Source organism: Peribacillus sp. FSL R5-0717 (assembly GCF_038002945.1).
GTDB classification, from domain to species: domain Bacteria; phylum Bacillota; class Bacilli; order Bacillales; family DSM-1321; genus Peribacillus; species Peribacillus frigoritolerans.
The window spans coordinates 3,563,504-3,587,231 of record NZ_JBBOOF010000001.1 but is presented as its reverse complement, the minus strand read 5'-3'; the positions used below and the strand labels follow the sequence as shown (position 1 = coordinate 3,587,231).

Genomic DNA, 23,728 nt, shown 5'->3' with positions numbered 1-23,728 from the left:
GATTCCCCTCTTATTCTCGTTTTTTTAATAAATAGTTTTGAATGTTTTCACCTTGTTCCCGTTCGATCCCGGCTGCAACATATCCTTTGGCAAAAAGAGCTTTGAATAATTCACCGGTTTTTAACCGCCAATCAATCGCAAGGCGAAGATCAGATTTTTTGATTTGTTGAATATCCGTCGGAATGGGGATGGCGATCACCTCGGCATTGGTTTCCAAATGGTAATCCTTGATGTAAGGAAAGCCTTGGTCATTCATTCCTGTCGTTACGATGTGTATGGCTTTATCAGGAAGCGGAGTCTCTTCCTTTGTTTCCTGCCGTATATTCCATTCCACCATGAATCGATCAGTGGAAAGTCCTTCATTGAGGGTATCCTTCATATTTCCATAACAATCTTCCATATATGTAGAGCAAACAGCTTTTAGCTTACCGATATTCAAGTTTGCATTCACACTTTCCAATGGATCATATGTCCATGTGATCAAGTCGTAGCCCTTTTTAAGTGCTTCTTCTTTTTGTGCAAGTTTAAGCAATCTGCCGTAGCCCTTCTTTTGATATGCCGGATGGATGGCTAACATATGTGAACAAAGATATCCCCTTCCGTCCTTGAATCCCGGGAAACTGTACTGAAACCCGACTAACTGGCCATTGATATAGCCGCCTAATACTAGCCCGCCGTTTTTGACAGCTGTAATCGTCTGATGGATGGGAACGCAATCCATGCCCCATACAAGGGCTTCCAGCCGCTGCACTTCTTGTAGATCCTCTAGTCCGGATAGGGATTTTATGATGAATTCTTCAGTCATGTAAGTGGCCCTCCCCTCCATATTTCTCAAAAGTGAGTATGATGGCTTTGACCAGGATTTCAATTCCCGATAACAAAGCTTCTTTGTTGAATGTCATGTTCGGATGATGGAGCCCTGGTGCCAAATCACAGCCCAATCCAAGCATCGTCGCTTTGAGTTCAGGTCTTTTCAACGTATAAAAATGAAAATCCTCTCCTCCTGTTGTAATGACAGGCGCTACCAAATTTTCTTCTCCAAGCGTATCGGCTATCGCTTCAGACATTATTTCCTGGGCTTGATCGTTCACGGTTGCTGCAGCAACACAGGTTCCCGGTTCGAGTTTCACTTCGACTCCATGGACAATGGCCAAAGATTCTGCAACCTTTTCCACCTTTTTGGTGAGCTCTTTCATCACTGCATTATCCTGTGCCCGTAAATCCAATGAAAAAGTGGCTCTCCCCGGGATGATATTGGAACTTTCGCCGCCAGCAAAAAACTGCGTCATTTTTACGGAATAAGGGATGGACGGATTGAGATGGATTCCATTTAACAAAGTGATGAATGCCGCTCCTATCTCGATGGCATTCTGCCCTTGATGCGGTCTTGCTCCATGCGCATCAGTTCCCGCTATTTCACCTTTAATGAACTGAGCGGCTCCATGCACAATGGCTGGCGCCGCTTGCCCATCTTTCACTTCCTCAACCGGTCTTAGGTGCACTCCATAAAGGAAATCGACATTATCCAATACTTTTTCTTCAATCATCTTCAAGGCGCCCGTACCTTTTTCTTCAGCAGGTTGGAAAATGAATTTCAGCTTGCCTCTTGGACGAAAGCCCATTTCCTTCAATACAAGGAATACTCCCAGTGCCAAGGTCATATGACCATCGTGTCCACAGGAATGATTGGCTTGAAACGTCCCTTGCACCTCCTGCCAAAGTGCATCGATATCCGATCGTAATCCGACCGTGAAATCCCCATCCCCGATTTCGCCTACCACACCTGTACAGTCCTCGAATGTTTTTACCGTACACTGATTCCCCGTTAAAATACTTGAAATGAAAGCTGTCGTATTCACCTCATTCCAACTCGTTTCTGGATTTGCGTGTAAATGGTCAAAAATATCGAGTATACGCGGTCTTAATTTTTCGATAGTTTGTGTGATATCCATTTCTGTCTCCCCCTTACCGGTTTAATGGGCATGTTCACCAACTGATGGATGTTTTATCTCAAAAGAAATAATCGTCTTGATTGAACCCATCATATATAGCTTTTCTTTCTTTGAACCCTTGTTCATCCTTAATCGTTACACCAGCGACTAAACTATTCAATAAAGAGAATAACACTGGTGCCGTATCGATCGTGGAAGTCCTTGGTGTTGAAATAGGCAATAAAATGTCAGTGTATTCCGCAATCGGAGCCAGTTCGGAATCCGTAACCCCAATTACAAATGCACCCGCTTTTTTTGCCATTTCGGTTATTTTCACAGTCTCTTTAACATAGCGGTGAAATGAAACGGCTACAAAAACGGAATTTTCAGTCATTTTATTCAACATTAAAAATATATCATCAGTATCAGGCCGATATAAATGAACCTCTTCCCTAACAAGCCTAAGCGTAAAGGTTAACCAATGTGCTGCCGAAAATGATAAACGGTGTCCGGAAATCAAAACATTGTCAGCTGCCGCCAATTTATCGACTGTTTTGGCGAAATCTTCAGTTGATAAATTTTTCATGGTCTTTTCGATGCTGATGATATCCTGCCCCATCACCTGAGCCATGAAGTTTGGCTGACTCGCGGCTTCAAGTTTTGAAGAATGATATTCATTCAAACTGCTGCTCTCGTATATCAACTGATTTCGAATAAGGTTTTGAAGCTCTGCAAATCCGCTTAACCCCAATGAATAGCAAAAGCGGATGATGGTCGTTTCACTCACCCCAATCTCTTTTCCGAGATTTTGAGCTGAAGTGACTGCAAATGTATGTGAATGCACCAACAAGTATTTTGCTACCTTTTTTTGTCCAGTAGATAAACCAGGGAATACGTCTTTAACTTTTTGCTGTAAATCCATAAAACATCCCCTCTGAAGCAAGATATGAATCCGATACTTTTTATATGACAATATGAAGTATAAACTTCATTAATAATAGTGAGTATTTTATCACGGGACTTTTAATAAAACAATAATATTCTGAATTTTTATAATAAGATGGTGGTAATGTCCTTCAAGCACAAAAAAACAGAGATGGACTCCATGGTTTCAGTTTGGTGAAATAAGATGGGGTTCGGAGTTCGAGGATGGCTTTTCAGTCGGCGGAAAGGGAGCGGAATTCTGCAATCACCTGAACTTTAATAAAAAAACTGCAGGCAAACTGATTTTTCATCGAGTTTGTCTACAGTCTGAAACCACGAAATGAACTCCGTAATTTTCCTTCATTTATTTTTTATGACGCTTTGCGTAGCCACATCGTTTACATAATTCTTCAACTGCACATCTTCTTGAGAAACCATCATACATATTTTTAGCCCGTTCACCATTTAAAATGTCTTCAAGTGATGTTTCGAATATATTTCCAAGCGGTATTTTCCCTTCACTATCCAAACAACAAGGTACGACTGTACCATCCACCAAGATACCTAACTGATCTCTAAGAGCATAGCAGAAAATATTTTCATCGATAATGTCACGGTCCAATTCCGGCCACTCGAATTTTTCGGCCATGTTTATATAAACCCGGTCCCTTAGCTTAATATTATTCTTTTGCTGAAGAGCTTCACTTAAGCGAATGTCCAATGAAAGCTTCTCCTCCAGCATGCTAAGAATATCATCGTTCAGGCCATTACTCGCTTTTAATTCAGCCGTATCCATATTCCATAAACGAATGGCACAGATCACTTCACTTTTTTCATTTGCTTCATTTATAAAATCGGCAATATTACTGACATAAGAGTCAAGACTATTGGTCGTATCGTTTGCCTCAAAGCTATGAAGTGAAATATTCACCTGCCGGAGGGCTTTTTTGGAGAGCAGCTTGTCTTTGACCTTTTGAATCAAAGTACCGTTCGTTGTAATATTAACCTTCAGGTCATTTTCAGCACTGATATCCAGGAATGTACCCAAATTTTTATTTAAAAACGGTTCACCCATCAGATGAAAATAAATATGATCGGTGTGTGGTTTGATTTTCTTGATAACATCCGTAAACCCTTCGGGATCCATGAATTTAAGGGTCCTTTGCAAGCTGGAACTTGGGCAAAAATTACACTTCAAATTACATATATTCGTAATTTCCACATAAACTTTCTTAAACTTTCTCATTTTCTAATACCCCTACAATCAAGCTTATTGTTTCAATCTGATACTAACTATACTGGTTAGCTGCCCATAAATGCAATGAAAACTTCATGGCAGCTGACCGTATTGGAATAACAACGAATCCGATATCCCCTTTTCCGGACAACTTTTAAAAGAAATCAGAAAAAAACATCTTCTCGAGGTGAAGATGTTCGGTAAGATGCCTACCTGGAATTTCGGTTTGTCCTGATCTCACTTTCCTTTTTGCTCCGTAACCTTCAAACTAAGTAATTTTTCATTTTTCAAATCATGTTGTACGGTAACGATGACGTTGAAGTCCTGACCTTTATCCTCGACCAAAAATCTGAAATCGTCTTCGACGAGATTTTTCGCTACAGTTTTTCTGCCTTTATATTCGTAGTCGGTAATCTCAACTTCAGGATAATCTGCCTGTACTACCGCAATCGCAATCTTTCCGTATTTTTCGTAATCGGGTTTTTGGGCCTGTGCTGAAATGGATCCTGCTTGTATGATCAAAAAAATCCCCATTAGCATCACGATGACTTTTTTCAAAATCTTTTCCTCCTCATACTTTCCGCTTAGTATTATTATGTAAAAATGTTCAGTTGTTATGCAGCTGCTCCGCTTCTTTTACAAGCATGATGCCAACTAATCGATTCCTCTTCCATTCCTCAGGAAACACAGTCAACGGCGGATTGGTTTCATCCACTAAATAACTAAGTTCGATCGTCATGCCCGGGCGGCTGAATTCAGTTATGAACCAATCAGTAAATCCGCTTCCTACCGCTTCTTTCTCCGGAAAGGTCAGTTCATACCCCGTCATTTCGGCAGTTTTTTTGGCAATCCCATAATCCCTCACCATATTTTTCCGTTTATTTTTGTAGTGCCAAAAGATTTCCCTTCCTGAGGTATGATAGGAAACAGCAATAAGGGGATCAATCTCCTTCGTGAAATCCGTAAGCGCTTTTACTTCGACTGCTTCCAGTGGTTGTCGGCCTTTATAAAATTGATACGTCGGTTTTGTTTCATGACTCATTACTTCTTTCCATCCAGCCGGATATTGCCTATTCAAATCAATGCCTTTAGCGTTGGCTTTCCACCTGGACCAATTCCTGCTATATCGGTTCATTTTCCATACTGCAGCCTTTTCAAGAACATTTAAATTGGATAAATCTCCTTGCTGGATGCTCACGCCATCTGGATTAAGCATCGGGATGAACCAGATGCTCACTTCATCCAATGATTCCGACGGAAATTCTCCAATAGGTTTGCCCGCTCGATAGGCGGCTGCATACCCTTCAAGCATACGCATTAAAAGTATGGAACTGAGCCATTCCCGTCCATGATGTGATCCCACCAGCAAAATCGTTTTTTTTCCTTTCCCTAACTTTACTGCCTTTATATTTTTCCCCTTTTCAGTTTGTCCGATTATTCGAACGTCCAATTCATACTGCTTTTGGATTCCTTGCAAATCCATTTCCATCTGTTCAGGGGAATACACTTCTGCTGCCAGCGATGGTTCAGGGAAAAAAAGAAGCAGCAATATTCCAATTACCATTATTTTTCTCATGTACTCACCTTTTATTTTTATTCAGGTAAAAAGCAACAACCGCGGTCCAAATACATCGCCACTTATTGTAAGGAAATGTTCTGTCAGATCTGAACAAAATACAAATAGCTCCTTATTAAGGGGGAGAAGAACATGAGGATTGCGGATTATGATCAGGCATTGTTTCACACACACCGTTCTGATTGGGACAGCTTGTTAGTATTGATGGTTCGAACGAAAGATCACTTTCTTTCGAAAAAAATAGAACATTTTTTGCACGCTTACAGGTTTGAGCATGATTATCAAATCGTTCAATCCCAGCTGTATGCACTGCTTCGTTATCTGGATCATGCGGCAGAAAAAACAAGTGATTATTTAAGTGAACTTCCAAGCTAAAATCAACTATAGTTTTTGCAAATCGGGAAAATTTATACAAGAGGATTAATTATCAGGGATATAACTTTGGCTGGTGAAACCCTATAAAAACAAGGAAGGGTCAGGTATTGAATACCTGACCCTCATTTCATCATTTTTTCATTGTAGCATATGCAGTTGCATACATTTTAAGCTCTTCGATCATACCTTCAACAAGTACCGCAGACTCTTCAAATAAACCATCATTTTCGTAATCGAAGCAATGCGGATCCAGAACCAATTGTTTGGCGATCACATTTGCATAAAGGCTTCGACCCACTGTCCTCATGGAATTCAAGGCATTGATCCCGCCTTTTCCTCCCCCGGAGACAGCCAATAGAGCGACAGGTTTATGCGTGAATTGTTCACTGCTTAAAAAATCCAAGGCATTTTTCAAGGCTCCGCTCATGGAACCATGATATTCCGGAGTGGTCAGAATTACGCCATCAGCTTCCTCGATGCTTTTCCGGAGCCCTTGAATCACTTCCAATTGATATTGCTCACCTTCACCTGAATATAAAGGGATTTCGCTATTGCTTAAATCAATAAGTTCCGCTCCGTATTTCTTGGATATGTAGCGTGAGGCAATCCCTGTACGCCCTTGTTTACGTGGTGAACCATTAATGATTACTAATTTCATGAATTAAACCTCCATTATTCCCGATGTTTCCGAGATCAGTCGCCAATACAGTATACCAAATCCGAAACGGAATTTCCTAGAATTTTGATTTTTCATTCAACTAAAAATCAAAAAAAACGAAAGACCGAGGAAGTCTTTCGTTTAGCTTTCATACATTTAAACCAATGCTTCAATCTTGCTCATGAAATCTTCCATGACTCCCGATAACTTGGACTCAGCTTCTTGCATTGATTTGCCTTGGACACCGAAATAGAATTTAATTTTCGGTTCGGTGCCTGAAGGACGCAGACAAACCCATGTACCATCCTCAAGGAAATACTTTAATACATTTGATTTCGGAAGCTCGATCAATTCTTCATCATTTGAAAGTAATGTCCGCTTCTTGCTGCTTTGGTAATCTTCTTCAATGACTACCGGAATGCCAGCTATTCGGGAAGGAGGATTTTGACGGAATTGATTCAATATTCCTTGAATCTGTTTCGCTCCCTCAATGCCCTTTAAAGTCAAAGAACGCAAACCTTCCAAGTAAAAGCCGTACTTTTCAAACACATTCAGCAACCCTTCATATAGTGTCAATCCCTGCTTTTTATAATGGGCACAGACCTCGACAGCAAGCACTGCAGCTTGAATGGCATCCTTGTCACGTGCAAAGTCTTTAATCAGATAACCGTAGCTTTCTTCATATCCGAACAAGAAGCTACTTTCCCCGCTTTCATGATACTGATTTATTTTCTCGGCGATGAACTTAAACCCGGTAAGTACATCAACCGTCTTCAAGCCATATGACTCGGCAATCGTCCGACCGATTTCCGAAGTGACGATGGTTTTTAAGACGACTCCATTTTGGGGAATCTTTCCTTTCTCTTTTTTCTGGGACAGTAAATAGTCCAGGAAAAGTGCACCTGTTTGATTTCCAGTCAGGACAACATATTGACCCATCTCGTTTTTAACGGCAATTCCAAGCCGATCGGCATCTGGGTCCGTTGCTATCAATAAGTCTGCCTCCACCTTGTTTCCAAGCTCAATGGCCATTTCAAATGCAGCTGGTTCCTCTGGATTTGGAGACTGAACTGTCGAAAAATCCGGATCCGGCAATTCCTGCTCCTTAACGATATGCAAATTTTGATACCCTAAGCTTTGCAGTGCTCGCCTGACGGATTTATTTGCCGTTCCATGAAGCGGCGTAAAGACGATTGACACATCTATTTCCTCGGCAAGCTGCGGGTTCTCGGGAACCGTCAGCAGCTCACGATTATAGGCAGCGTCCAATTCCTCACCAATCATTTCGATGAGGCCCTGCCCTTTAAGGACTTCAGCTTCTTCAACCTGAATTTCAAGCTCACTTTCAATGGCATTCACATAGCCGATCACCTGATCCGCTGCTTCCGGCGGCAATTGTGCCCCATCTGACCCATAAACCTTGTAACCATTATATTCAGGCGGATTGTGGCTCGCCGTGATGACGATTCCAGCAAAAGCATTCAGCTCGCGAACCGCAAATGACAATTCTGGAGTTGGACGCAATTCATCGAATAAATAAGCCTTCACCCCAAATGTAGCCAAGGTCTTAGCCGCTTCGAGTGCAAATTCCGGGGACTTATGTCTCGAATCATAAGCAATCACAGCCCCTCTTCCTTTTGCTTCTTCCCCAAACGAAGAGATATATTGAGCCAACCCAACCGTTGCCTTCCTTACAGTATAAAGATTCATCCGGTTCGTTCCCGCTCCGATTTCCCCACGCATTCCGCCTGTTCCAAACTCTAAATTTTTATAAAAGGCATCTTCGAGTTGTGCTTCATCCCGCTGCATTTCCTCAAGGAGGACACGTAATTCCCCATTTAAATTCTGGTACCCTGCCCAAGTAGTGTATAAAGATTTCCAATCCATCTCCAACATCTCCTCCCAAACGCCTTATTTGTAATTATTATGTATCTGCCTTACATATACAAAATTATCATATTTATTCCAATAAATGAAGTAAAGGCTCGAGATGAAAAGAACCTAATCCAGTGTTCTTCACATCACGAGCTGTTTTCTTCCTATTTATTTCCCGCCATCTTTGTAATGCAGATGGTAAATATCATGACGGCGATCTTTCAATTGCTTTACAGTACCGGACTGACGCTCTCGCCTTAAGATCTCCAAATCGACATCGCCAATCAGGACCATCTCAAGGTTCGGGCTGGTTTCCCCGACTATGCCGTCACGTGCAAATTCGAAATCCGAAGGAGAGAAGATTCCCGATTGGGCATATTGGATATCCATATTTTCCGTTTGCGGGAGATTTCCAACCGTTCCGGAAATGACGGTATAAATTTGGTTTTCCACGGCACGGGCCTGGGCACAATAGCGAACTCGCAGGTAGCCTTGCCTGTCTTCTGTACAAAATGGAGTGAATATGATTTTGGCTCCCATGTCGGTAGCAATCCGGGCGAGTTCCGGGAACTCAATATCATAACAAATTTGTATGGCGATCTTACCACAATCCGTATCAAAGACACGAACGCGGTCACCTGCGTTAATACCCCACCATTTTCTTTCATTTGGTGTAATATGAATTTTATATTGCTTTTCAATCGTTCCATCGCGACGGAATAAATAAGCGATATTATAGATATTATCATCATCTTCTTTAACGAAATGGGAACCGCCGATGATATTGACGTTATACCTTACAGCTAAAGTGGTAAATAATTCAATGTACTGCTCCGTGAAATCCGACAGTTTCCTGACAGCCAAGCTTGGGGATCTTTCATTCAAGAAAGACATCAGCTGGGTTGTGAACAATTCCGGGAACACGGCGAAATCTGCATTGGCATCCGAAGCAACGTCGGTGAAATACTCGACTTGGTTAGCGAAGTCATCGAATGAATCGATTTTACGCAGCATGTATTGGACGACGCAAATCCGTACCGGTTCCGATGTTTTATAATAACGTTTTGTTTTCGGCTGATAATCAACGTTATTCCATTCCATGAGCGTAGCATACTTATTGGATTGCAGATCGTCCGGCAAATAATTCGGATTGATCCTCATAAGCGTGAACCCATTTAAAAGCTGGAACGAAAGAACCGGATCATATATTTTGTGCAATTGAACTTCTTTTACATACTCCCTTGGTAAGAGTTCCTCCGCATGTTTATGGTAATTGGGAATCCTGCCCCCGATAATGATGCTTTTTAAATTCAAGTGGGCAACAAGTTCTTTCCTTGAGTCATATAGTCTTTGACCAATTTTCATCCTGCGGAACTCAGGATGGACCATGACTTCGATTCCATATAAATTATAACCGTCCGGATTATGATTCGTGATGTACCCATTATCGGTTACATCATCCCATGTATGGCGGTCATCATATTCGTCAAAATTAATAATGAGGCTGGAACATGAGCCAATCACTTTTCCATCATATTCAGCCACAAACTGCCCTTCTGGAAAAATTGCCAGATGGCTCTCAAGCTGATCTCGCTTCCAGGGAACCATTCCCGGAAAGCAACTCGACTGCAAAGCAATTATTTCATCTATGTCTCCTAGCCTCATATTACGTATTTCCATTATTTTTTCATATTTATGCAGGTCCAAATTAGGCATTTTCCTCAGACTCCTTTAATCTCTTCCATAAGAATTATACCCCTTATTCAAAAATTAAAACAACAGAACCTACCCATTGATTTCAAATAATAACATTCTGAATGTCCGTTAAAAGAATATATATTTTACAGACGCGGTCCTAACATACTATACTTTTCATGAGAGTAAAAAGAGATGGGGAAGAGGAACCATGAACAATACAAAACGCAGTGTGGAAAACTTATTATTTGCAGCCCGGGCTGCTTCCATCATTGCGATGTTTGGAAGCTTATATTTTTCTGAAATTAAGCAATACGAACCTTGTGCACTCTGTTGGTATCAGCGGATCATCATGTATCCTTTTACGATCATATCAGGAATTGCAATCATTCGAAAAGATTATTGGATCAGTTTTTATACCATGATATCGTCCGCTATCGGTGCATTCATTTCCACGTACCATTACTTGATACAAAAGGATTCATTCTTTCCCGACCACACCCTTGCATGAGAAGGGTTCCAGGTACAGGACTATATATAAACGTATTGGTTTCATCACCATCACGTTCTAGCCTTGACTGCATTCGTCATTATTTTTACATCGTATGGACAAGATCCAAGGAGGTTGCAGCTTAATGAAGAAAATGGCTATATTTTTAGTGATAATCGTCGCCCTTTTTGTCCTGCTGAGCGTTTTTACAAACATGAAAAAAGAAGAAAAATCAAAAGGAAATCCATACGGCAAGGATAAGCTTAAACCCGCTACTGTCGATCAGCTGGATGACCCCAATTATCAAAATTTGATTCTTCCTGTAGAGTTGGAGCAGGACCTCCAAGATAGTAAAGACGTGACCGTTTATTTCTATAGTCCTACGAACTCAATCAGTCAAAAGACCACACCAGTCGTGGCACCTTTGGCAGAGAAATTGGGTATTGATCTTGTTCAATTCAATCTTTTGGAGTTTGAACAAGGATGGAGCGACTATGGCATCAAAAAGACCCCGACCATCGTCCACTATAAAAATGGGGAAGAACAAGAACGAATCGTCGGATTTAAAGATGAAGTAACGTTCGAGAAATGGTTCGAGGACCACGATATTAATTAAGGATGAAAAAATGAGCCGGCCCTAACGGAAATGCTTCTCCCGTTATAGCCGGCTCATTTTTTTTACCTTATACTAAATATTGATTCGCCACCTGGATGTCCATCATCTGCATATCATTATTCGCTTCAAGGTTAATACTTGAAAAATGGTCATAATAAAAGGGGAAGAATATTCCGCATTCATTCAATAGAGCGATGTTATGTTGGAACAATTCTTCAGACTTAGGTTCCATCACCCTCTTTTGTTTGTCTAATATCGACATAAGGACTTGAAGACATGTCATTACTTGAAATGCGTCTCTTAATGTTGCCAAGTAAGTAACAGAACTTTGATTGGGCTCTAAAACGCCAATCTCACGAAAATGAAGGATTTCACTTTCCGTAAAGTACTTTGGAAATACAGATTCGTAGAAACGAGACACGAGACTCGCTATTTCTTGCTCTTGTTCTTCCGTTGAAGAAAAGACCGTCTTCACTAAAAAAACCACCTTTTTTCAGATCCGTTAGACCTATCTATTATATGTATATTCTAGGACAAGGGATTTCTTTCCCCATAGAATAACATAAATATTGTAAAAAATATGTGGTAATTTCCACCACTGAAAATCTTAGCAATAGGACCAAGGTTACTTTTATATACCATATCCATAATTATTATAGATTTTTTTCATTCAGGCACAACCAAACGAGTCGAAAGTAGGAGTTAAATTGGAAAATTTCAAAATAACTAACCAACATTTAATAATTGATGTTCTCCAAAGTTGGAATGGATTAACATTGGAAAAGCTTTTCAGGGAGCGTTGGAAGGCCCCGAAAAAATTAGTGCATGAATGGAGGATGAGTAAAGAAGTGTCAATGAACGGGAATTACGTCACCTGGTCAACTATCCTCAATGAAGGAGATACGATCAGCATCCCCTTATTGGATCACGCTGAAAATGAAACAGTTCAAGCCGCAGACTTAGGAATTACCATCTTATATGAAGATGATGTGTTGTTGATAGCCAATAAGCCGGCTGGAATGGAAACCCACCCTTCTCAACCGGGTGATGCACACTCCCTCCTCAATGGAGTCGCACACCATCTTCAAAAAACCAGCCAGACCTGTATGATCAAGCATATTCATAGGCTTGATAAAGATACCACCGGTGCGGTCCTTTTTGCCAAAAACCGCCTCATTGGGTCCATGCTGGATAGAATGTTGGAAGAAAGGGAAATCAAGCGGACTTACCTAGCTTTAGTCGAAGGAAACATTAAAAAGGATGAAGGAGAAATTAAAGAAAAAATTGGACGTGACCGCCACCATGCCACTAGACGAAGGGTTTCCCCTACTGGCCAGACGGCAGTCACCCATTATCGGGTGCTTAACCGTGATTCCAAGAAAAACTTGACCCTCGTCAGCTGCACCCTGGAAAGCGGCCGAACCCACCAGATCAGGGTGCATTTCAGTCATTTGAACCATCCCTTGGCCGGAGATACATTGTATGGCGGAAAAAAGACATTTCCACGTCAAGCCCTGCATGCAAGGAAAATCGAATTCATCCATCCCATTTCAGAAGAAAAAATGTTCGTTGAAGCTCCTTTCATTGATAGACCTGAAATATTCAATCTCAACATTTAAACAGAAATAAAAAACACCGTGCCATTTCGGACGGTGTTCGAGCTTGTCCAAAAGAGATCTAGCTAAATTTCAAAACAAAGTTGATTGGAGAGTATGGTACGAGACTCCTGCGAGAAAACTTGTCCAAGGAAGACCCCGCAGGTGCAAGTGCGCCGAGGAGGCTTCCCGGACCGCCCGCGGAAAACGAGTGCCTGGAGAGGTAATCAACATTTCAATTCTATAAACACACAAAAATACTGTAGGAAAAATCAATTATTTTCAGTTTGTAGTCAAATGGAGCTCTATCTAAAAGGTAAAACAAAGTTGATTGGAGCGTATGGTACGAGACTCCTGCGGGAAATCGTGTCCAGGGGAGACACCGCAGGCGCAAAGCGCCGAGGAGGCTTCCCGGACCGCCCGCGGAAAGCGAGTGCCTGAAGTGGAGATCAACACTTTTTTGCAAACTCAATTAATTTCGAATTTGTGACAGTCTGAACATCGTAACATACCGGACGGTGTTCTTATTTCTTCATTAATATTATCTCAATTGTCGCTCATATTTTTTTCAGCTGACAGATTTTCTGCATGTTGGGTCGAGTTTTTCCGCTACACGGCCGAAATATACACATGTTGGGACGAAATCCGTTCATTTTGGCATAAAAAAATAGCTGGCCACTTGGGCCAGCTTTATTTTTGTATTTATGAAGCTTTTCTCATGCCTTTTAAGATAAGGCTTAATATGAAGACAAATACGATTGCACCAATCAATGCTGGAATTATAGCGAAATCTGCCACTGAAGGTCCCCAGTTCCCAAGAATTAATGAACCTAACCATGCACCAACAAAACCAGCGATAATGTTACCGATAATTCCAAATGGTACGTCACGTCCAACAATCATACCTGCTAACCAACCGATGATACCTCCGATAATTAATGACCATAAAAATCCCATAATATATTTCCTCCTTCAAATTAGTTATTTTTTGATTTTCTGCAGCAGACTCCAAGAAATTAAATCACTTACATATTGTCATGCTTTTTTTCAGTACTTTTAACCTTTACATTCAAATGGTATGATGCCGATTCGCACAATATCTAATGAATGTGAATGTTTAGTTATTGGGTAGTGTTAGCTAGCTATAGCCCTTGAGTAACTGATTGGACAATCCTCGTGTTAGTGAATTTTTTCTTTTTGTTTGCTGCTGTACTCATTATTTTCCCCGTTTAATTAATCTAAAACCTAATTTTTTTTAAAAATATTTGGCAATAAAAACAGGATTATCAGATATATTAAACGGGTATACCATAGGCTTAACTTTGTCACATAGTTAGTATAAGCAGCATCCGTCTCAATTATGTTCATAAAGCAAAAAGAAAAAGGATGCCCCATTATCGGGACACCCTCCTATCATTTGCAGTATTCTTTTTAGAACAAAAGTTCATCGGGATTGCTGCCGAAACGTTCATTTTTGTTCAAGGCATCTATTTGATTCATTTCATTTAAACTCAATGAAAAATCAAATACCTGTGCATTTTCCTTGATACGGGATGGCGTAATCGATTTAGGTATTACAACTAGATCATGTTGCAAATGCCATCTAATCAACACTTGTGCTGGACTTTTCCCGTGCTTCTTTGCTATATGATTAATTGTCGGCTCTTCCAAAAGGTTCCCTCTGCCTAGCGGGCTCCAAGATTCTACCTTTATTTCATGTTTTGCACAGTAATCACGAATTTCGACTTGAGTCAAAAGTGGATGCAATTCAATTTGATTGACGACCGGCTTCACTTCACTGTTTGCAAGTAAATTTTCCAAATGATGAATATGGAAATTACTTACACCGATTGATTTCACCTTTCCATCCTTATAAAGCTTCTCCAAGGCCCTCCAGGTTTCCAGATATTTATCTTTTCCCGGCCAGTGGATCAGGTATAAATCCAAATATTCCAATCCAAGTCGATTTAAACTATCTTCAAATGCCTTGAGCGTCGTATCATATCCTTGCTCGGTATTCCACACTTTGGAGGTTATGAACAATTCTTCACGTGGCACTCCGCATTCCCGAATCGCTTGGCCTACACCTTCTTCATTTTCATAAATGGCCGCTGTATCAATCGCACGATAACCGACTTCGACCGCTTTTTTGACGGACTCAACCGTTTCATTGCCGTTTTTCACTTTAAATACACCGAAACCCAACTGTGGCATTTTAACTCCATTATGTAAGGTGATCGTTTCCCCAATATTCGAAATCATTCCATCATTCCCCCTTACTTTTATTTACCAATTATACATCCCTCCACCTTCTATTTCTAACCATAAGCATTTATAAAGTCCCTTGAGCGAAAACAACACTTAAATACCATTTATATGTATTAAAGGATGCATTTTTTCTTTTTAATCATTCATTAAGTTAAATATTTTGTAAAAAAATGACGAAACATCTATCCTAATAGGTATGTAATTCGTTACAATAGTATAGTTCGACTTTAAACCATGTAAAAAAGAAGGTGCCCTCTTTTAAGAATAATCAAAACTAAAACTCCCATGCTATATATTGAGGAGTGCAAGCTGTCCTGTGCCCATTCATCGGCCATAATCTATATACACTTTACATACTTGAAATCAAGGGAGTCCTCCATGTATGAATAGCATTCTCATCTTAACCGCGCTAATTATTATTTTTGCTTTGGTCTTTGACTTTATCAATGGTTTCCACGATACGGCTAACGCCATCGCTACGGCCGTATCAACCAAAGCACTAAAACCACGTCATGCAATCATCATGGCTGCGGTCATGAATTTATTGGGAGCACTGACCTTTACCGGTGTAGCGCATACCATTACAAAGGATATCGTCGATCCTTTCACATTGAATAATGGTTCTTATGTTATTCTTGCTGCACTAATTTCGGCAATAATATGGAATTTAATCACTTGGTATTTTGGAATTCCAAGCAGTTCCTCCCATGCGATCATTGGTTCAATAGCTGGAGCGGCCATCGTGGCCAGTGGATTCGATGCTATTAAATGGAGTGGATTCACTAAAATTGTACAAGCATTGATCCTATCTCCCATCCTTGCCTTTACGCTTGGATTCATTGTTTACAGTATCTTCAAGGTAGTATTCAAAAATAATAATTTAGGAAAAACCAATACACGATTCAGGAGAATACAAATTGTCACGGCGGCCATCCAGTCTTATACACATGGGACGAATGATGCTCAAAAATCCATGGGTATCATCACGATGGCTTTGATCGCTAACGGATATGCCTCTACCTCTGAAGTTCCTTTCTGGGTACAATTATCTTGCGCAATAGCCATGGCGCTTGGTACATCGATCGGAGGTTGGAAGATCATCAAAACCGTTGGCGGTAAAATCATGAAAATCCGCCCGGTTAATGGTGTGGCTGCCGATATGACTGGAGCAGCGATCATTTTCGGTGCAACCTTCCTGCATATGCCGGTCAGCACGACTCATGTCATTTCTTCTTCAATACTTGGGGTCGGTTCTGCGCACCGCATCAAAGGGGTAAAATGGGGAACCGCAAAAAACATGTTGGTCACTTGGTTCATTACATTGCCAATTTCTGCTTCCTTAGCTGGAGTCATTTACTATTTGATTGCTTTATTTTTATAGAACCTTTTGCCTTTCCATAGTCGGAAAGGCTTTTTTTTTACAAATACCCCCTTATAAATGCAGGTTTTTCCCTTTTTTTAATTTTCCTTGTTTTTTTATGTAAAGTTTTATTAAGATTTTGTAAATTTTCGTCGAAAAACCTTCCCGTATCCTACATGAATTCGTTACAATCAATTTGTTAATACTAAGCGTACGACTAAAGTGCGTAAATTTGCATGACTAATTGGGAGGCTTTAACATGGCTTTTAAATCAAAAAAAGACAAATTCGCTGTAATGCTTTTTAACATCGCTCAAAACCTTAAAGAAGGTGCTGACTATTTCGCGGATTATAAACTCAAAAATATCTCCGATCTAAAAGTATTTTCAGATACGATGAAAGACTATGAGCATAAAGGCGATTCAATGGTTCATAATGTGATCAAAGAGCTGAACAATGCTTTCATCACTCCTATCGAACGGGAGGATATCCTTGAATTAACCATGAGAATGGATGATGTCATAGACGGTTTGGAACACTGTGCGGCATTATTCGAAATGTACTCAATTGTAAATGCTGATGAGTATATGCTTAAGTTTGTGGATGCAATCAAACAGTGTACTTATGAGATTGAAAATGCTGTCGATACACTATCCACTAAAAAATTGCCATTGATACGTGAACATGCAATCAAAATTAAAGATCTTGAATCCGTTTGTGACGGAATCCAACGTCAATCAATCAAAAACTTGTTTACAGTTGAAAAAGATCCAATCAGGATCATTCAATATAAAGAAATTTACGAAAGCCTTGAAGAGATTGCCGATCACTGTCAAGCGGTGGCCAATACACTTGAAACAATCATAATGAAAAACGCCTAAGGAGTACCCCAATAAATGGATACTTTATTAATTATAACAATATTAATCGTTTTCTTTGCTTTAGCATTTGACTTCATCAATGGTTTTCATGATACAGCCAATGCAATAGCGACTGCCGTTTCAACAAAGGCCTTGAAGCCGAGGCATGCCATCATCATGGCAGCCGTCATGAATTTCGTCGGTGCCATGACATTTACTGGAGTGGCGAAGACCATAACGAAGGATATCGTGGATCCGTTCACGCTTCCGAATGGTTCATATGTAATTATGGCTGCTCTACTTGCCGCTATCATATGGAACCTTCTAACCTGGTATTACGGAATACCAAGCAGTTCCTCCCATGCATTGATTGGTTCAATTGCTGGTGCAGCCATTGCTGCAGCGGGATTCGCCGGAATTAAATGGGAAGGTTTCATGAAAATTCTTCAAGCTTTGATCTTCTCCCCGTTAATTGCTTTTGTAATCGGGTTTATCGTATACAGCATCTTTAAAGTTGTCTTTAAAAACAATAACCTGACAAAAACAAACCAAAAATTCCGGACTATACAGATTGCTACTGCAGCACTTCAATCGTATACCCACGGAACGAACGACGCACAAAAAGCGATGGGTATCATCACGATGGCCCTTATTGCAAATGGTTATGCATCAAGTACCGATATCGCCTTCTGGGTTCAGTTCTCCTGTGCTCTCGCAATGGGACTTGGAACTTCCGTCGGCGGATGGAAAATCATTAAAACCGTTGGCGGCAAAATCATGAAAATCCGCCCGGTCAATGGTGTTGCTGCCGATTTAACCGGAGCCTTTATCATTTTCGGCGCGACTGTAATACACATGCCAGTCAGTACAACCCATGTTATTTCGTCTTCAATCCTTGGTGTTGGGTCTGCGCATCGTGTCAAGGGCGTAAAATGGGGAACGGCAAAAAGAATGATCATCACTTGGTTCATTACCATTCCCATCTCGGCAACATTAGCTGGTTTGCTTTATCTTTTAATTAACTTCTTATTCTAAAATAAAATCCCTTCCGGTTTCCATCGGTAGGGATTTTCTGTTTTACAAGGATTTATCTATGCTTATCAATAGGAAATCGTTTAAAATTCAAGGAGAAGGAATTTTTTTAGCGAGGGGCAAAATAAAAATGAAGGAATTCGAAAAAAATAGAGATATTTTTAAAGACCTTTATGGAGATATGATGGAGTTTGCCGATAGAATCAGTTCTGTTTTAGGTTGCCCCATTACAATCGAGGACGGTAACCACCGCTTACTTGCCTATAGCACTCACGATGATACTACGGATCAGGCCCGGATCATGACTATAATCGGAAGACGTGTCCCTGAAAAGGTCATCAACAGTTTATGGAAAGATGGCTTCATCCCTGCGTTATTGAAGGAAGATGCCCCCATTAAAATCGGGGCCATCAATGATGTCGGTCTTGGTAACAGGGTTGCGGTTTCCATCCGGAAAAATAATGAAGTACTTGGATTCATTTGGGCCTTGGAAGTAAATGAACCTTTCACCGAAGAAGATATGAAATTTCTGCAATTCGCTGCCAAGGAGGCAAAGAACCAGTTACAGCAATTGCAATTGAAAAAGAAAAGGAAAGAAGCAGGTCATCAAGAGTTCCTATGGCGCATGTTGACCGGGCACTACCAAGAAGAATCGGAAATAATTGAAAATTACAAGAAATTCTCAATCCATGTTCCAGTGGTTTTTTCCATATTGGTATTCGAATTTCCTAAAGAGATCAATCGAGAAGTGGAGCGCTACATTTCATACATGTTAACGACCACTCAAAAGATAAACAGTTCCTTATTTGCCATTGACCATAACAAGCTCATTCTTTTCGCGGGAGCCAACCAGGAAAACAGCCCTTCTTTCACTTCATCGATTTATGAGTTCATTCCTTTTTTCATTCTGGAGATGAAACGGCGTTTCGGTGTTGAGCATATCCTTGGAACGGCTGGCAATATGTATAAAAACTTAATGGATGTTAAATCAAGTTACGAAGAAGCTCTATACACCCTAAAAATGAAGAATATATTCCCTGATGACATGGCACTCATTTTACATTATGAAGAACTTGGCATGTTTCAAATGATTGAATCACTCGCAGGCAACAAACAGCGTCGTGTTCATCCTTCCATCCTTAAACTTAAAGCATACGATATGAAAAACCAGACGGAATTGCTGCAAACACTCACCGTCTATCTAGAGAAAGACTGCAACCCAAATGAAGCTTCAAAAAATCTTCATATTCATGTAAATACATTGAATTACCGATTAAAAAGAATCTCTGAAGTGGGAAATATTCGATTAAAAGATCCAATTCAAAAAATGTCCCTCTTTCTTAACATTAAACTAAATCAATATGATGAATTTTCCAAAAAAAATTAATGATATATTCCCAGATATGGAATACTAAAAGAAGTGTGGAAAGGTGATCATATGAAATTAGAAACAAAAGAAGAACTTGAAAAAGAATTAACAATCATTGAAAAATGGGAGAAGGATCAGAAAGGACTATGGTTTTGGGAACGGATTGGGCGCATCCCCTTCAAGCTATTGGATAAGTTGACACCGGATTTCATTCAAAAAAAATTGGGTGTCATGCTTGATGAAATCGGCAGCTACATTCAGAATGGCGGAAAATATTTAACGAAAGAAGCCCATATTCTTAGTCAGCTGCAAGCCAAGGTTCCCGAGTTGAATATTAATGACCTGGAAGAGGTTTCAAGCATCCCCCTCCATATTATGGATAGCGTGAGTCAGGATATTAAAACTTCAGGCAGCAAATTGGCAACGGTTCAAGGTGCCACTACCGGGATTGGCGGAATCTTCACCTTGGCCATCGACATCCCACTCCTTCTCGGGATGTCCATCAAAACCCTTCAGGATATCGCCATCACATATGGCTTCAATCCTAGGGACCGCCAAGAACGTATTTTCATCGTCAAATGTCTGCAATTTACAACATCGGATGTTGTCGGCAAAAAGGCTCTATTAAATGAATTGTTGAAAATGAACCAGACTGATTCCCAATCAAAAAGGGAAATAGCATCCGAGCTCCAGGGATGGCGAGAAGTCGTTTATACATACCGCGATCAGTTTGGCTGGAAAAAGCTTTTGCAAATGGTTCCTGTTGCCGGAATAATATTTGGCGCCATTACAAATCGTTCGATGATTGCCGATATCGCCGATACGGGAATCATGCTTTACAAGAAAAGAAGGATTTTAGAGCGCATTCAAGAACCTATTGCAAAGAATTGATTTCAGCTTTACAAAGGTCTTGATCCTCGCAAGTCCATGGTTTTTGAAACTGCGTTTGTGGAATTCCACAAATACACCTTTTTCATTTTTCTGATTTCCACATACTAACTGTTTCTTTTTCCAACTATACTTGTGATACAAATAGTAAAACATATTATTGGAGGGATTAAGATGAGAATAGGAATTCCAAAAGAGATTAAAAACAATGAAAATCGTGTAGCTATCACTCCAGCTGGGGTCGTGGCATTAGTCAATGCAGGACATGAAGTATTAATCGAAATGAACGCAGGTCTAGGAAGCAGTTTCACAAATGAAGCATATCAAGAAGCTGGTGCTGTTATAGTCGAGGACGCTGCTAGCGTTTGGGCAAGTACAGAAATGATCATGAAAGTAAAAGAGCCTATCTCATCTGAATATAAATATTTCAGAAAAGATTTAATCCTTTTCACATATTTACATCTTGCGGCAGAACCGGCACTAGCTCAGGCACTAAAAGAAAGCGGTGTCTTGGCCATTGCTTATGAAACGGTTGCAGTAAACCGCACACTTCCATTATTGACACCAATGAGTGAAGTTGCAGGCCGCATGGCTGCACAAATCGGTGCTCAGTTCCTTGAAAAAAATAACGGCGGTAAAGGAATACTCTTAAGCGGAGTTCCTGGAGTTAAACGCGGTAAAGTCGCTGTAATCGGCGGAGGAATGGTTGGAACGAATGCTGCTAAAATCGCTATTGGTTTAGGCGCAGATGTTACCATTCTTGACTTAAGCCCTGACCGTCTGCGTCAGCTTGATGATATTTTCGGAAATGAACTGACTACACTCATCTCCAACCCTTATAATATTGCAGAAGCAGTCAAAGATGCCGATTTAGTAATTGGTGCCGTATTGATTCCAGGTGCTAAAGCTCCTAAGCTCGTTACTGAAGAAATGGTTAAAACGATGTCTCCAGGTTCAGTCATTGTCGATGTTGCAATCGACCAAGGCGGTATCTTTGAAACTGTCGACCACATAACAACACATGATAACCCTACTTATGTTAAACATGGAGTAGTTCATTATGCAGTGGCGAATATGCCAGGGGCAGTGCCTCAAACTTCTACAGTAGCTTTAACTAACGTAACAGTTCCATTTGCACTTCAAATTGCAAATAAAGGTGCCATCAAAGCGATCCTTGAAAATGATGCTCTTGCAAAAGGCGTCAATGTGGCCAACGGTGAAATCACGTTCGAAGCAGTTGCCACAGACCTCGGCTACAATTACGTAAGTGTTGAAAACGCCTTAAACCCGAATAACATTAACGCTTAATATAAATAAGACTCCAGAATCTTGTCTGGAGTCTTATTTTTTTTGGACTAGGGCCTCGATGAAGCTGAGCTTCTTCGTATGATATCTGGATCAGGCCGGGACATTCCGCATAAGGGTCGAATTATCCTCATATGGGTTGGATTATCTGCTCGGACGGGTGATTTTTCCGAAGATATAAGATATGCCACTTCTTGATCAAGTCTGCCCTTTCCCCGGTTGATGTTCTTACTAATCATACAAAATTGTATATTCCTCTTAATCTATGAAAATCTTTCCTGGATTCATTATTCCTTTCGGATCCAAAGCCTTTTTGATCGTTTTCATCACTTCATAAGCAGCTCCGTGCTCCCTTCGCTGATACTTCGATTTTCCAAGTCCTACCCCATGTTCACCCGTACATGTACCGCCTTTTGTTAATGCATATTCAACGATTTCTTCATTTAACCTCTTCGCTTCTTTAACTTCTTCAGGATTTTTCAAATCAATCATGAACAATACGTGATAATTTCCGTCACCTACATGTCCTACAATCGCACCCTCCACTTTGGATTGTTCGACTTTCTTCCTTGTATCCAGTATGGCATTCGATAATTCATGTAGTGGCACACTTACGTCGGTCACCATCAGCTTTTTTCCGGGTGCACTATGAATGAAAGCGTACGCGAGGTTATGGCGCGCTTCCCATAAGGCGTTCCGTGCTTTTGAATCGGTTTCAAACTGGATATCTCCACAGCCAAAATCATTTACGATTTCCTTGGCAAATTTGACGTCCTGTTCCAGTCCGGCAAAATTCCCATGAAACTCGAGGAATAGAGTTGGTTGGACACCATAGGATTTGTCCATGAATTGATTAACTTTTTTTATGGACTCGGCATCCACCAATTCAATTCGTGCAATCGGGATTCCAGCAAGCATGATCCCATTAACCGCAGATACTGCCTGTTCGACGGTTGGAAATGAGGCTCTTCCGGCCATTGTGACTTCAGGGATTCCATATACCTTCAATGTCAGTTCAGTAAATACACCCAGCGTACCTTCAGAGCCGACAAACAAGCCATTCAAATGAATGCCTGAAGATGATTTTGTCGCTAAGCTTCCGGTATGAATCACTTCACCGTTTGCTAAAACCACTTCCAAATCCCTGACTTGATCGCGCATTATCCCATATTTGACCGAGGTCGTCCCACTTGCATTCGTAGCTGTCATCCCACCCAATGTAGCATCGGCGCCAGGATCGACGGAAAAGAACAAACCGTATTTTTTTAATTCTTTATTAAGTTGCGTCCTTGTCACACCCGGTTGGACCTTAACAAGGAAATCATTTTCCCTGATTTCCAATATTTGATTCATCAAGGACAAATCCAGGGAAATACCCCCTTTGACTGGAACGACATGCCCCTCCAAACTTGATCCTAACCCAAAAGGAATGACTGGTATTTCATGCTCATTCGCATAACCCATGACTGCGCTTACTTCTGCAGTATCCCTTGGATATATGACCATATCCGGTAAATGCGGGGTGTGATATGATTCATCATGGCTGTGCTGTTCCAATAGAGTTTCATTCACCGTTACTTGTTCTTCCGAAAGTATCTTCCTTAATTCTTCTATATAACCTTCCATTATTACAGCCTCCTCTTTTCTCCGAACATTCTGAAAATTGTTCACGAAT

The 23,728-nt window shown here is 40.7% G+C and carries 23 protein-coding genes; 10 read left to right on the top strand and 13 right to left on the bottom strand.

The window, feature by feature from the left end:
• Positions 1–10 precede the first annotated feature (10 nt).
• From NYE65_RS17310 to NYE65_RS17285, 6 genes are all read right to left on the bottom strand, one after another.
• Positions 11–805 carry a GNAT family N-acetyltransferase gene (locus tag NYE65_RS17310; RefSeq protein WP_340861332.1) on the bottom strand — a complete coding sequence of 265 codons (795 nt, stop codon included), beginning with the start codon at positions 803–805 and terminating at the stop codon, positions 11–13.
• Entirely contained in the window at positions 798–1,952 is a 1,155-nt protein-coding gene (locus tag NYE65_RS17305; protein WP_328176172.1) for a M20 peptidase aminoacylase family protein, read from the bottom strand. The genes NYE65_RS17310 and NYE65_RS17305 overlap by 8 nt, the downstream gene beginning before the upstream one ends.
• Positions 1,953–2,010: 58 nt before the next feature.
• Positions 2,011–2,853, bottom strand: a complete 843-nt coding sequence (locus NYE65_RS17300; RefSeq protein WP_340861331.1) for a MurR/RpiR family transcriptional regulator — start codon at positions 2,851–2,853, stop codon at positions 2,011–2,013.
• 366 nt (positions 2,854–3,219) lie between these two features.
• Entirely contained in the window at positions 3,220–4,101 is an 882-nt protein-coding gene (locus NYE65_RS17295; protein ID WP_034315057.1) for a radical SAM/SPASM domain-containing protein, read from the bottom strand.
• A 228-nt stretch (positions 4,102–4,329) separates the two neighbouring features.
• The gene (locus tag NYE65_RS17290) at positions 4,330–4,650 is read right to left on the bottom strand and encodes a DUF3889 domain-containing protein (RefSeq protein ID WP_340861330.1); all 321 of its coding nucleotides are present in this window, start codon (positions 4,648–4,650) and stop codon (positions 4,330–4,332) included.
• Between the two features lie 49 nt (positions 4,651–4,699).
• Entirely contained in the window at positions 4,700–5,668 is a 969-nt protein-coding gene (locus NYE65_RS17285) for a M14 family zinc carboxypeptidase (protein ID WP_340861329.1), read from the bottom strand.
• 132 nt (positions 5,669–5,800) lie between these two features.
• Here NYE65_RS17285 and NYE65_RS17280 point away from each other — a divergent pair, with 132 nt between their 5' ends.
• Positions 5,801–6,043 carry a YhdB family protein gene (locus NYE65_RS17280; RefSeq protein ID WP_048689737.1) on the top strand — a complete coding sequence of 81 codons (243 nt, stop codon included), beginning with the start codon at positions 5,801–5,803 and terminating at the stop codon, positions 6,041–6,043.
• 130 nt (positions 6,044–6,173) lie between these two features.
• Here NYE65_RS17280 and NYE65_RS17275 read toward each other — a convergent pair whose 3' ends face one another.
• The 3 genes from NYE65_RS17275 to NYE65_RS17265 all read right to left on the bottom strand — a co-directional run bounded on the left by NYE65_RS17275 (position 6,174) and on the right by NYE65_RS17265 (position 10,292).
• Complete coding sequence (locus NYE65_RS17275; protein WP_053533937.1) at positions 6,174–6,701, bottom strand: NADPH-dependent FMN reductase; 528 nt, start codon at positions 6,699–6,701, stop codon at positions 6,174–6,176.
• Positions 6,702–6,857: 156 nt separating this feature from the next.
• Positions 6,858–8,588 (bottom strand): phospho-sugar mutase, encoded by a 1,731-nt coding sequence (locus tag NYE65_RS17270; protein ID WP_034315070.1) that lies wholly within the window; start codon positions 8,586–8,588, stop codon positions 6,858–6,860.
• A gap of 156 nt (positions 8,589–8,744) precedes the next feature.
• Entirely contained in the window at positions 8,745–10,292 is a 1,548-nt protein-coding gene (locus tag NYE65_RS17265; RefSeq protein WP_034315073.1) for a carbon-nitrogen hydrolase family protein, read from the bottom strand.
• 190 nt (positions 10,293–10,482) lie between these two features.
• On the opposite strand from NYE65_RS17265, the gene NYE65_RS17260 reads away from it, so the two are divergent.
• Both NYE65_RS17260 and NYE65_RS17255 read left to right on the top strand, forming a co-directional pair.
• Entirely contained in the window at positions 10,483–10,782 is a 300-nt protein-coding gene (locus NYE65_RS17260; protein ID WP_237752165.1) for a disulfide oxidoreductase, read from the top strand.
• Positions 10,783–10,906: 124 nt separating this feature from the next.
• Positions 10,907–11,377 (top strand): thioredoxin family protein, encoded by a 471-nt coding sequence (locus NYE65_RS17255; RefSeq protein ID WP_034315075.1) that lies wholly within the window; start codon positions 10,907–10,909, stop codon positions 11,375–11,377.
• Positions 11,378–11,444: 67 nt separating this feature from the next.
• Here the strand turns inward: NYE65_RS17255 and NYE65_RS17250 are convergent, their stop codons facing one another.
• Entirely contained in the window at positions 11,445–11,852 is a 408-nt protein-coding gene (locus NYE65_RS17250) for a DUF5365 family protein (RefSeq protein WP_328176178.1), read from the bottom strand.
• 232 nt (positions 11,853–12,084) lie between these two features.
• Between NYE65_RS17250 and NYE65_RS17245 the strand changes: the two genes are divergently transcribed.
• On the top strand, positions 12,085–12,996 hold the full coding sequence (locus tag NYE65_RS17245; protein WP_268590721.1) for an RluA family pseudouridine synthase: 912 nt from the start codon (positions 12,085–12,087) through the stop codon (positions 12,994–12,996).
• A 678-nt stretch (positions 12,997–13,674) separates the two neighbouring features.
• On the opposite strand, the gene NYE65_RS17240 is transcribed toward NYE65_RS17245, so the two are convergent.
• The gene (locus NYE65_RS17240) at positions 13,675–13,929 is read right to left on the bottom strand and encodes a GlsB/YeaQ/YmgE family stress response membrane protein (protein WP_170946860.1); all 255 of its coding nucleotides are present in this window, start codon (positions 13,927–13,929) and stop codon (positions 13,675–13,677) included.
• A gap of 474 nt (positions 13,930–14,403) precedes the next feature.
• Complete coding sequence (locus tag NYE65_RS17235; RefSeq protein ID WP_230135298.1) at positions 14,404–15,234, bottom strand: aldo/keto reductase; 831 nt, start codon at positions 15,232–15,234, stop codon at positions 14,404–14,406.
• 388 nt (positions 15,235–15,622) lie between these two features.
• Here NYE65_RS17235 and NYE65_RS17230 point away from each other — a divergent pair, with 388 nt between their 5' ends.
• The 6 genes from NYE65_RS17230 (at position 15,623) to ald (ending at position 22,056) form a co-directional block, all read left to right on the top strand.
• Positions 15,623–16,621 carry an inorganic phosphate transporter gene (locus NYE65_RS17230; protein WP_034315084.1) on the top strand — a complete coding sequence of 333 codons (999 nt, stop codon included), beginning with the start codon at positions 15,623–15,625 and terminating at the stop codon, positions 16,619–16,621.
• Positions 16,622–16,859: 238 nt separating this feature from the next.
• Positions 16,860–17,480: a DUF47 domain-containing protein gene (locus tag NYE65_RS17225; protein ID WP_034315087.1), complete on the top strand. Its 621-nt coding sequence runs from the start codon at positions 16,860–16,862 to the stop codon at positions 17,478–17,480.
• A gap of 15 nt (positions 17,481–17,495) precedes the next feature.
• Positions 17,496–18,494, top strand: coding sequence for an inorganic phosphate transporter (locus tag NYE65_RS17220; protein WP_034315088.1), 999 nt, complete (start codon positions 17,496–17,498; stop codon positions 18,492–18,494).
• Between the two features lie 127 nt (positions 18,495–18,621).
• The gene (locus NYE65_RS17215) at positions 18,622–19,878 is read left to right on the top strand and encodes a PucR family transcriptional regulator (RefSeq protein ID WP_340861328.1); all 1,257 of its coding nucleotides are present in this window, start codon (positions 18,622–18,624) and stop codon (positions 19,876–19,878) included.
• 51 nt (positions 19,879–19,929) lie between these two features.
• On the top strand, positions 19,930–20,751 hold the full coding sequence (locus NYE65_RS17210) for an EcsC family protein (RefSeq protein ID WP_340861327.1): 822 nt from the start codon (positions 19,930–19,932) through the stop codon (positions 20,749–20,751).
• Between the two features lie 171 nt (positions 20,752–20,922).
• Complete coding sequence (ald, locus tag NYE65_RS17205) at positions 20,923–22,056, top strand: alanine dehydrogenase (RefSeq protein ID WP_034315093.1); 1,134 nt, start codon at positions 20,923–20,925, stop codon at positions 22,054–22,056.
• A 255-nt stretch (positions 22,057–22,311) separates the two neighbouring features.
• Here ald and NYE65_RS17200 read toward each other — a convergent pair whose 3' ends face one another.
• Positions 22,312–23,679 (bottom strand): FAD-binding oxidoreductase, encoded by a 1,368-nt coding sequence (locus NYE65_RS17200; protein WP_340861326.1) that lies wholly within the window; start codon positions 23,677–23,679, stop codon positions 22,312–22,314.
• Between the last annotated feature and the right edge of the window lie 49 nt (positions 23,680–23,728).

Bases quoted from the DNA above. Each gene is read 5' to 3' on its own strand.
- NYE65_RS17240 (WP_170946860.1), bottom strand. From the start codon at position 13,929: ATGGGATTTTTATGGTCATTAATTATCGGAGGTATCATCGGTTGGTTA.
- NYE65_RS17220 (WP_034315088.1), top strand. From the start codon at position 17,496: ATGGATACTTTATTAATTATAACAATATTAATCGTTTTCTTTGCTTTA.
- NYE65_RS17200 (WP_340861326.1), bottom strand. From the start codon at position 23,679: ATGGAAGGTTATATAGAAGAATTAAGGAAGATACTTTCGGAAGAACAA.
- NYE65_RS17235 (WP_230135298.1), bottom strand. From the start codon at position 15,234: ATGATTTCGAATATTGGGGAAACGATCACCTTACATAATGGAGTTAAA.
- NYE65_RS17310 (WP_340861332.1), bottom strand. From the start codon at position 805: ATGACTGAAGAATTCATCATAAAATCCCTATCCGGACTAGAGGATCTA.
- NYE65_RS17215 (WP_340861328.1), top strand. From the start codon at position 18,622: ATGAAGGAATTCGAAAAAAATAGAGATATTTTTAAAGACCTTTATGGA.
- NYE65_RS17275 (WP_053533937.1), bottom strand. From the start codon at position 6,701: ATGAAATTAGTAATCATTAATGGTTCACCACGTAAACAAGGGCGTACA.
- NYE65_RS17270 (WP_034315070.1), bottom strand. From the start codon at position 8,588: ATGGATTGGAAATCTTTATACACTACTTGGGCAGGGTACCAGAATTTA.
- NYE65_RS17300 (WP_340861331.1), bottom strand. From the start codon at position 2,853: ATGGATTTACAGCAAAAAGTTAAAGACGTATTCCCTGGTTTATCTACT.
- NYE65_RS17280 (WP_048689737.1), top strand. From the start codon at position 5,801: ATGAGGATTGCGGATTATGATCAGGCATTGTTTCACACACACCGTTCT.
- NYE65_RS17305 (WP_328176172.1), bottom strand. From the start codon at position 1,952: ATGGATATCACACAAACTATCGAAAAATTAAGACCGCGTATACTCGAT.
- NYE65_RS17265 (WP_034315073.1), bottom strand. From the start codon at position 10,292: ATGCCTAATTTGGACCTGCATAAATATGAAAAAATAATGGAAATACGT.
- NYE65_RS17230 (WP_034315084.1), top strand. From the start codon at position 15,623: ATGAATAGCATTCTCATCTTAACCGCGCTAATTATTATTTTTGCTTTG.
- NYE65_RS17225 (WP_034315087.1), top strand. From the start codon at position 16,860: ATGGCTTTTAAATCAAAAAAAGACAAATTCGCTGTAATGCTTTTTAAC.
- NYE65_RS17255 (WP_034315075.1), top strand. From the start codon at position 10,907: ATGAAGAAAATGGCTATATTTTTAGTGATAATCGTCGCCCTTTTTGTC.
- NYE65_RS17260 (WP_237752165.1), top strand. From the start codon at position 10,483: ATGAACAATACAAAACGCAGTGTGGAAAACTTATTATTTGCAGCCCGG.
- NYE65_RS17295 (WP_034315057.1), bottom strand. From the start codon at position 4,101: ATGAGAAAGTTTAAGAAAGTTTATGTGGAAATTACGAATATATGTAAT.
- ald (WP_034315093.1), top strand. From the start codon at position 20,923: ATGAGAATAGGAATTCCAAAAGAGATTAAAAACAATGAAAATCGTGTA.
- NYE65_RS17285 (WP_340861329.1), bottom strand. From the start codon at position 5,668: ATGAGAAAAATAATGGTAATTGGAATATTGCTGCTTCTTTTTTTCCCT.
- NYE65_RS17210 (WP_340861327.1), top strand. From the start codon at position 19,930: ATGAAATTAGAAACAAAAGAAGAACTTGAAAAAGAATTAACAATCATT.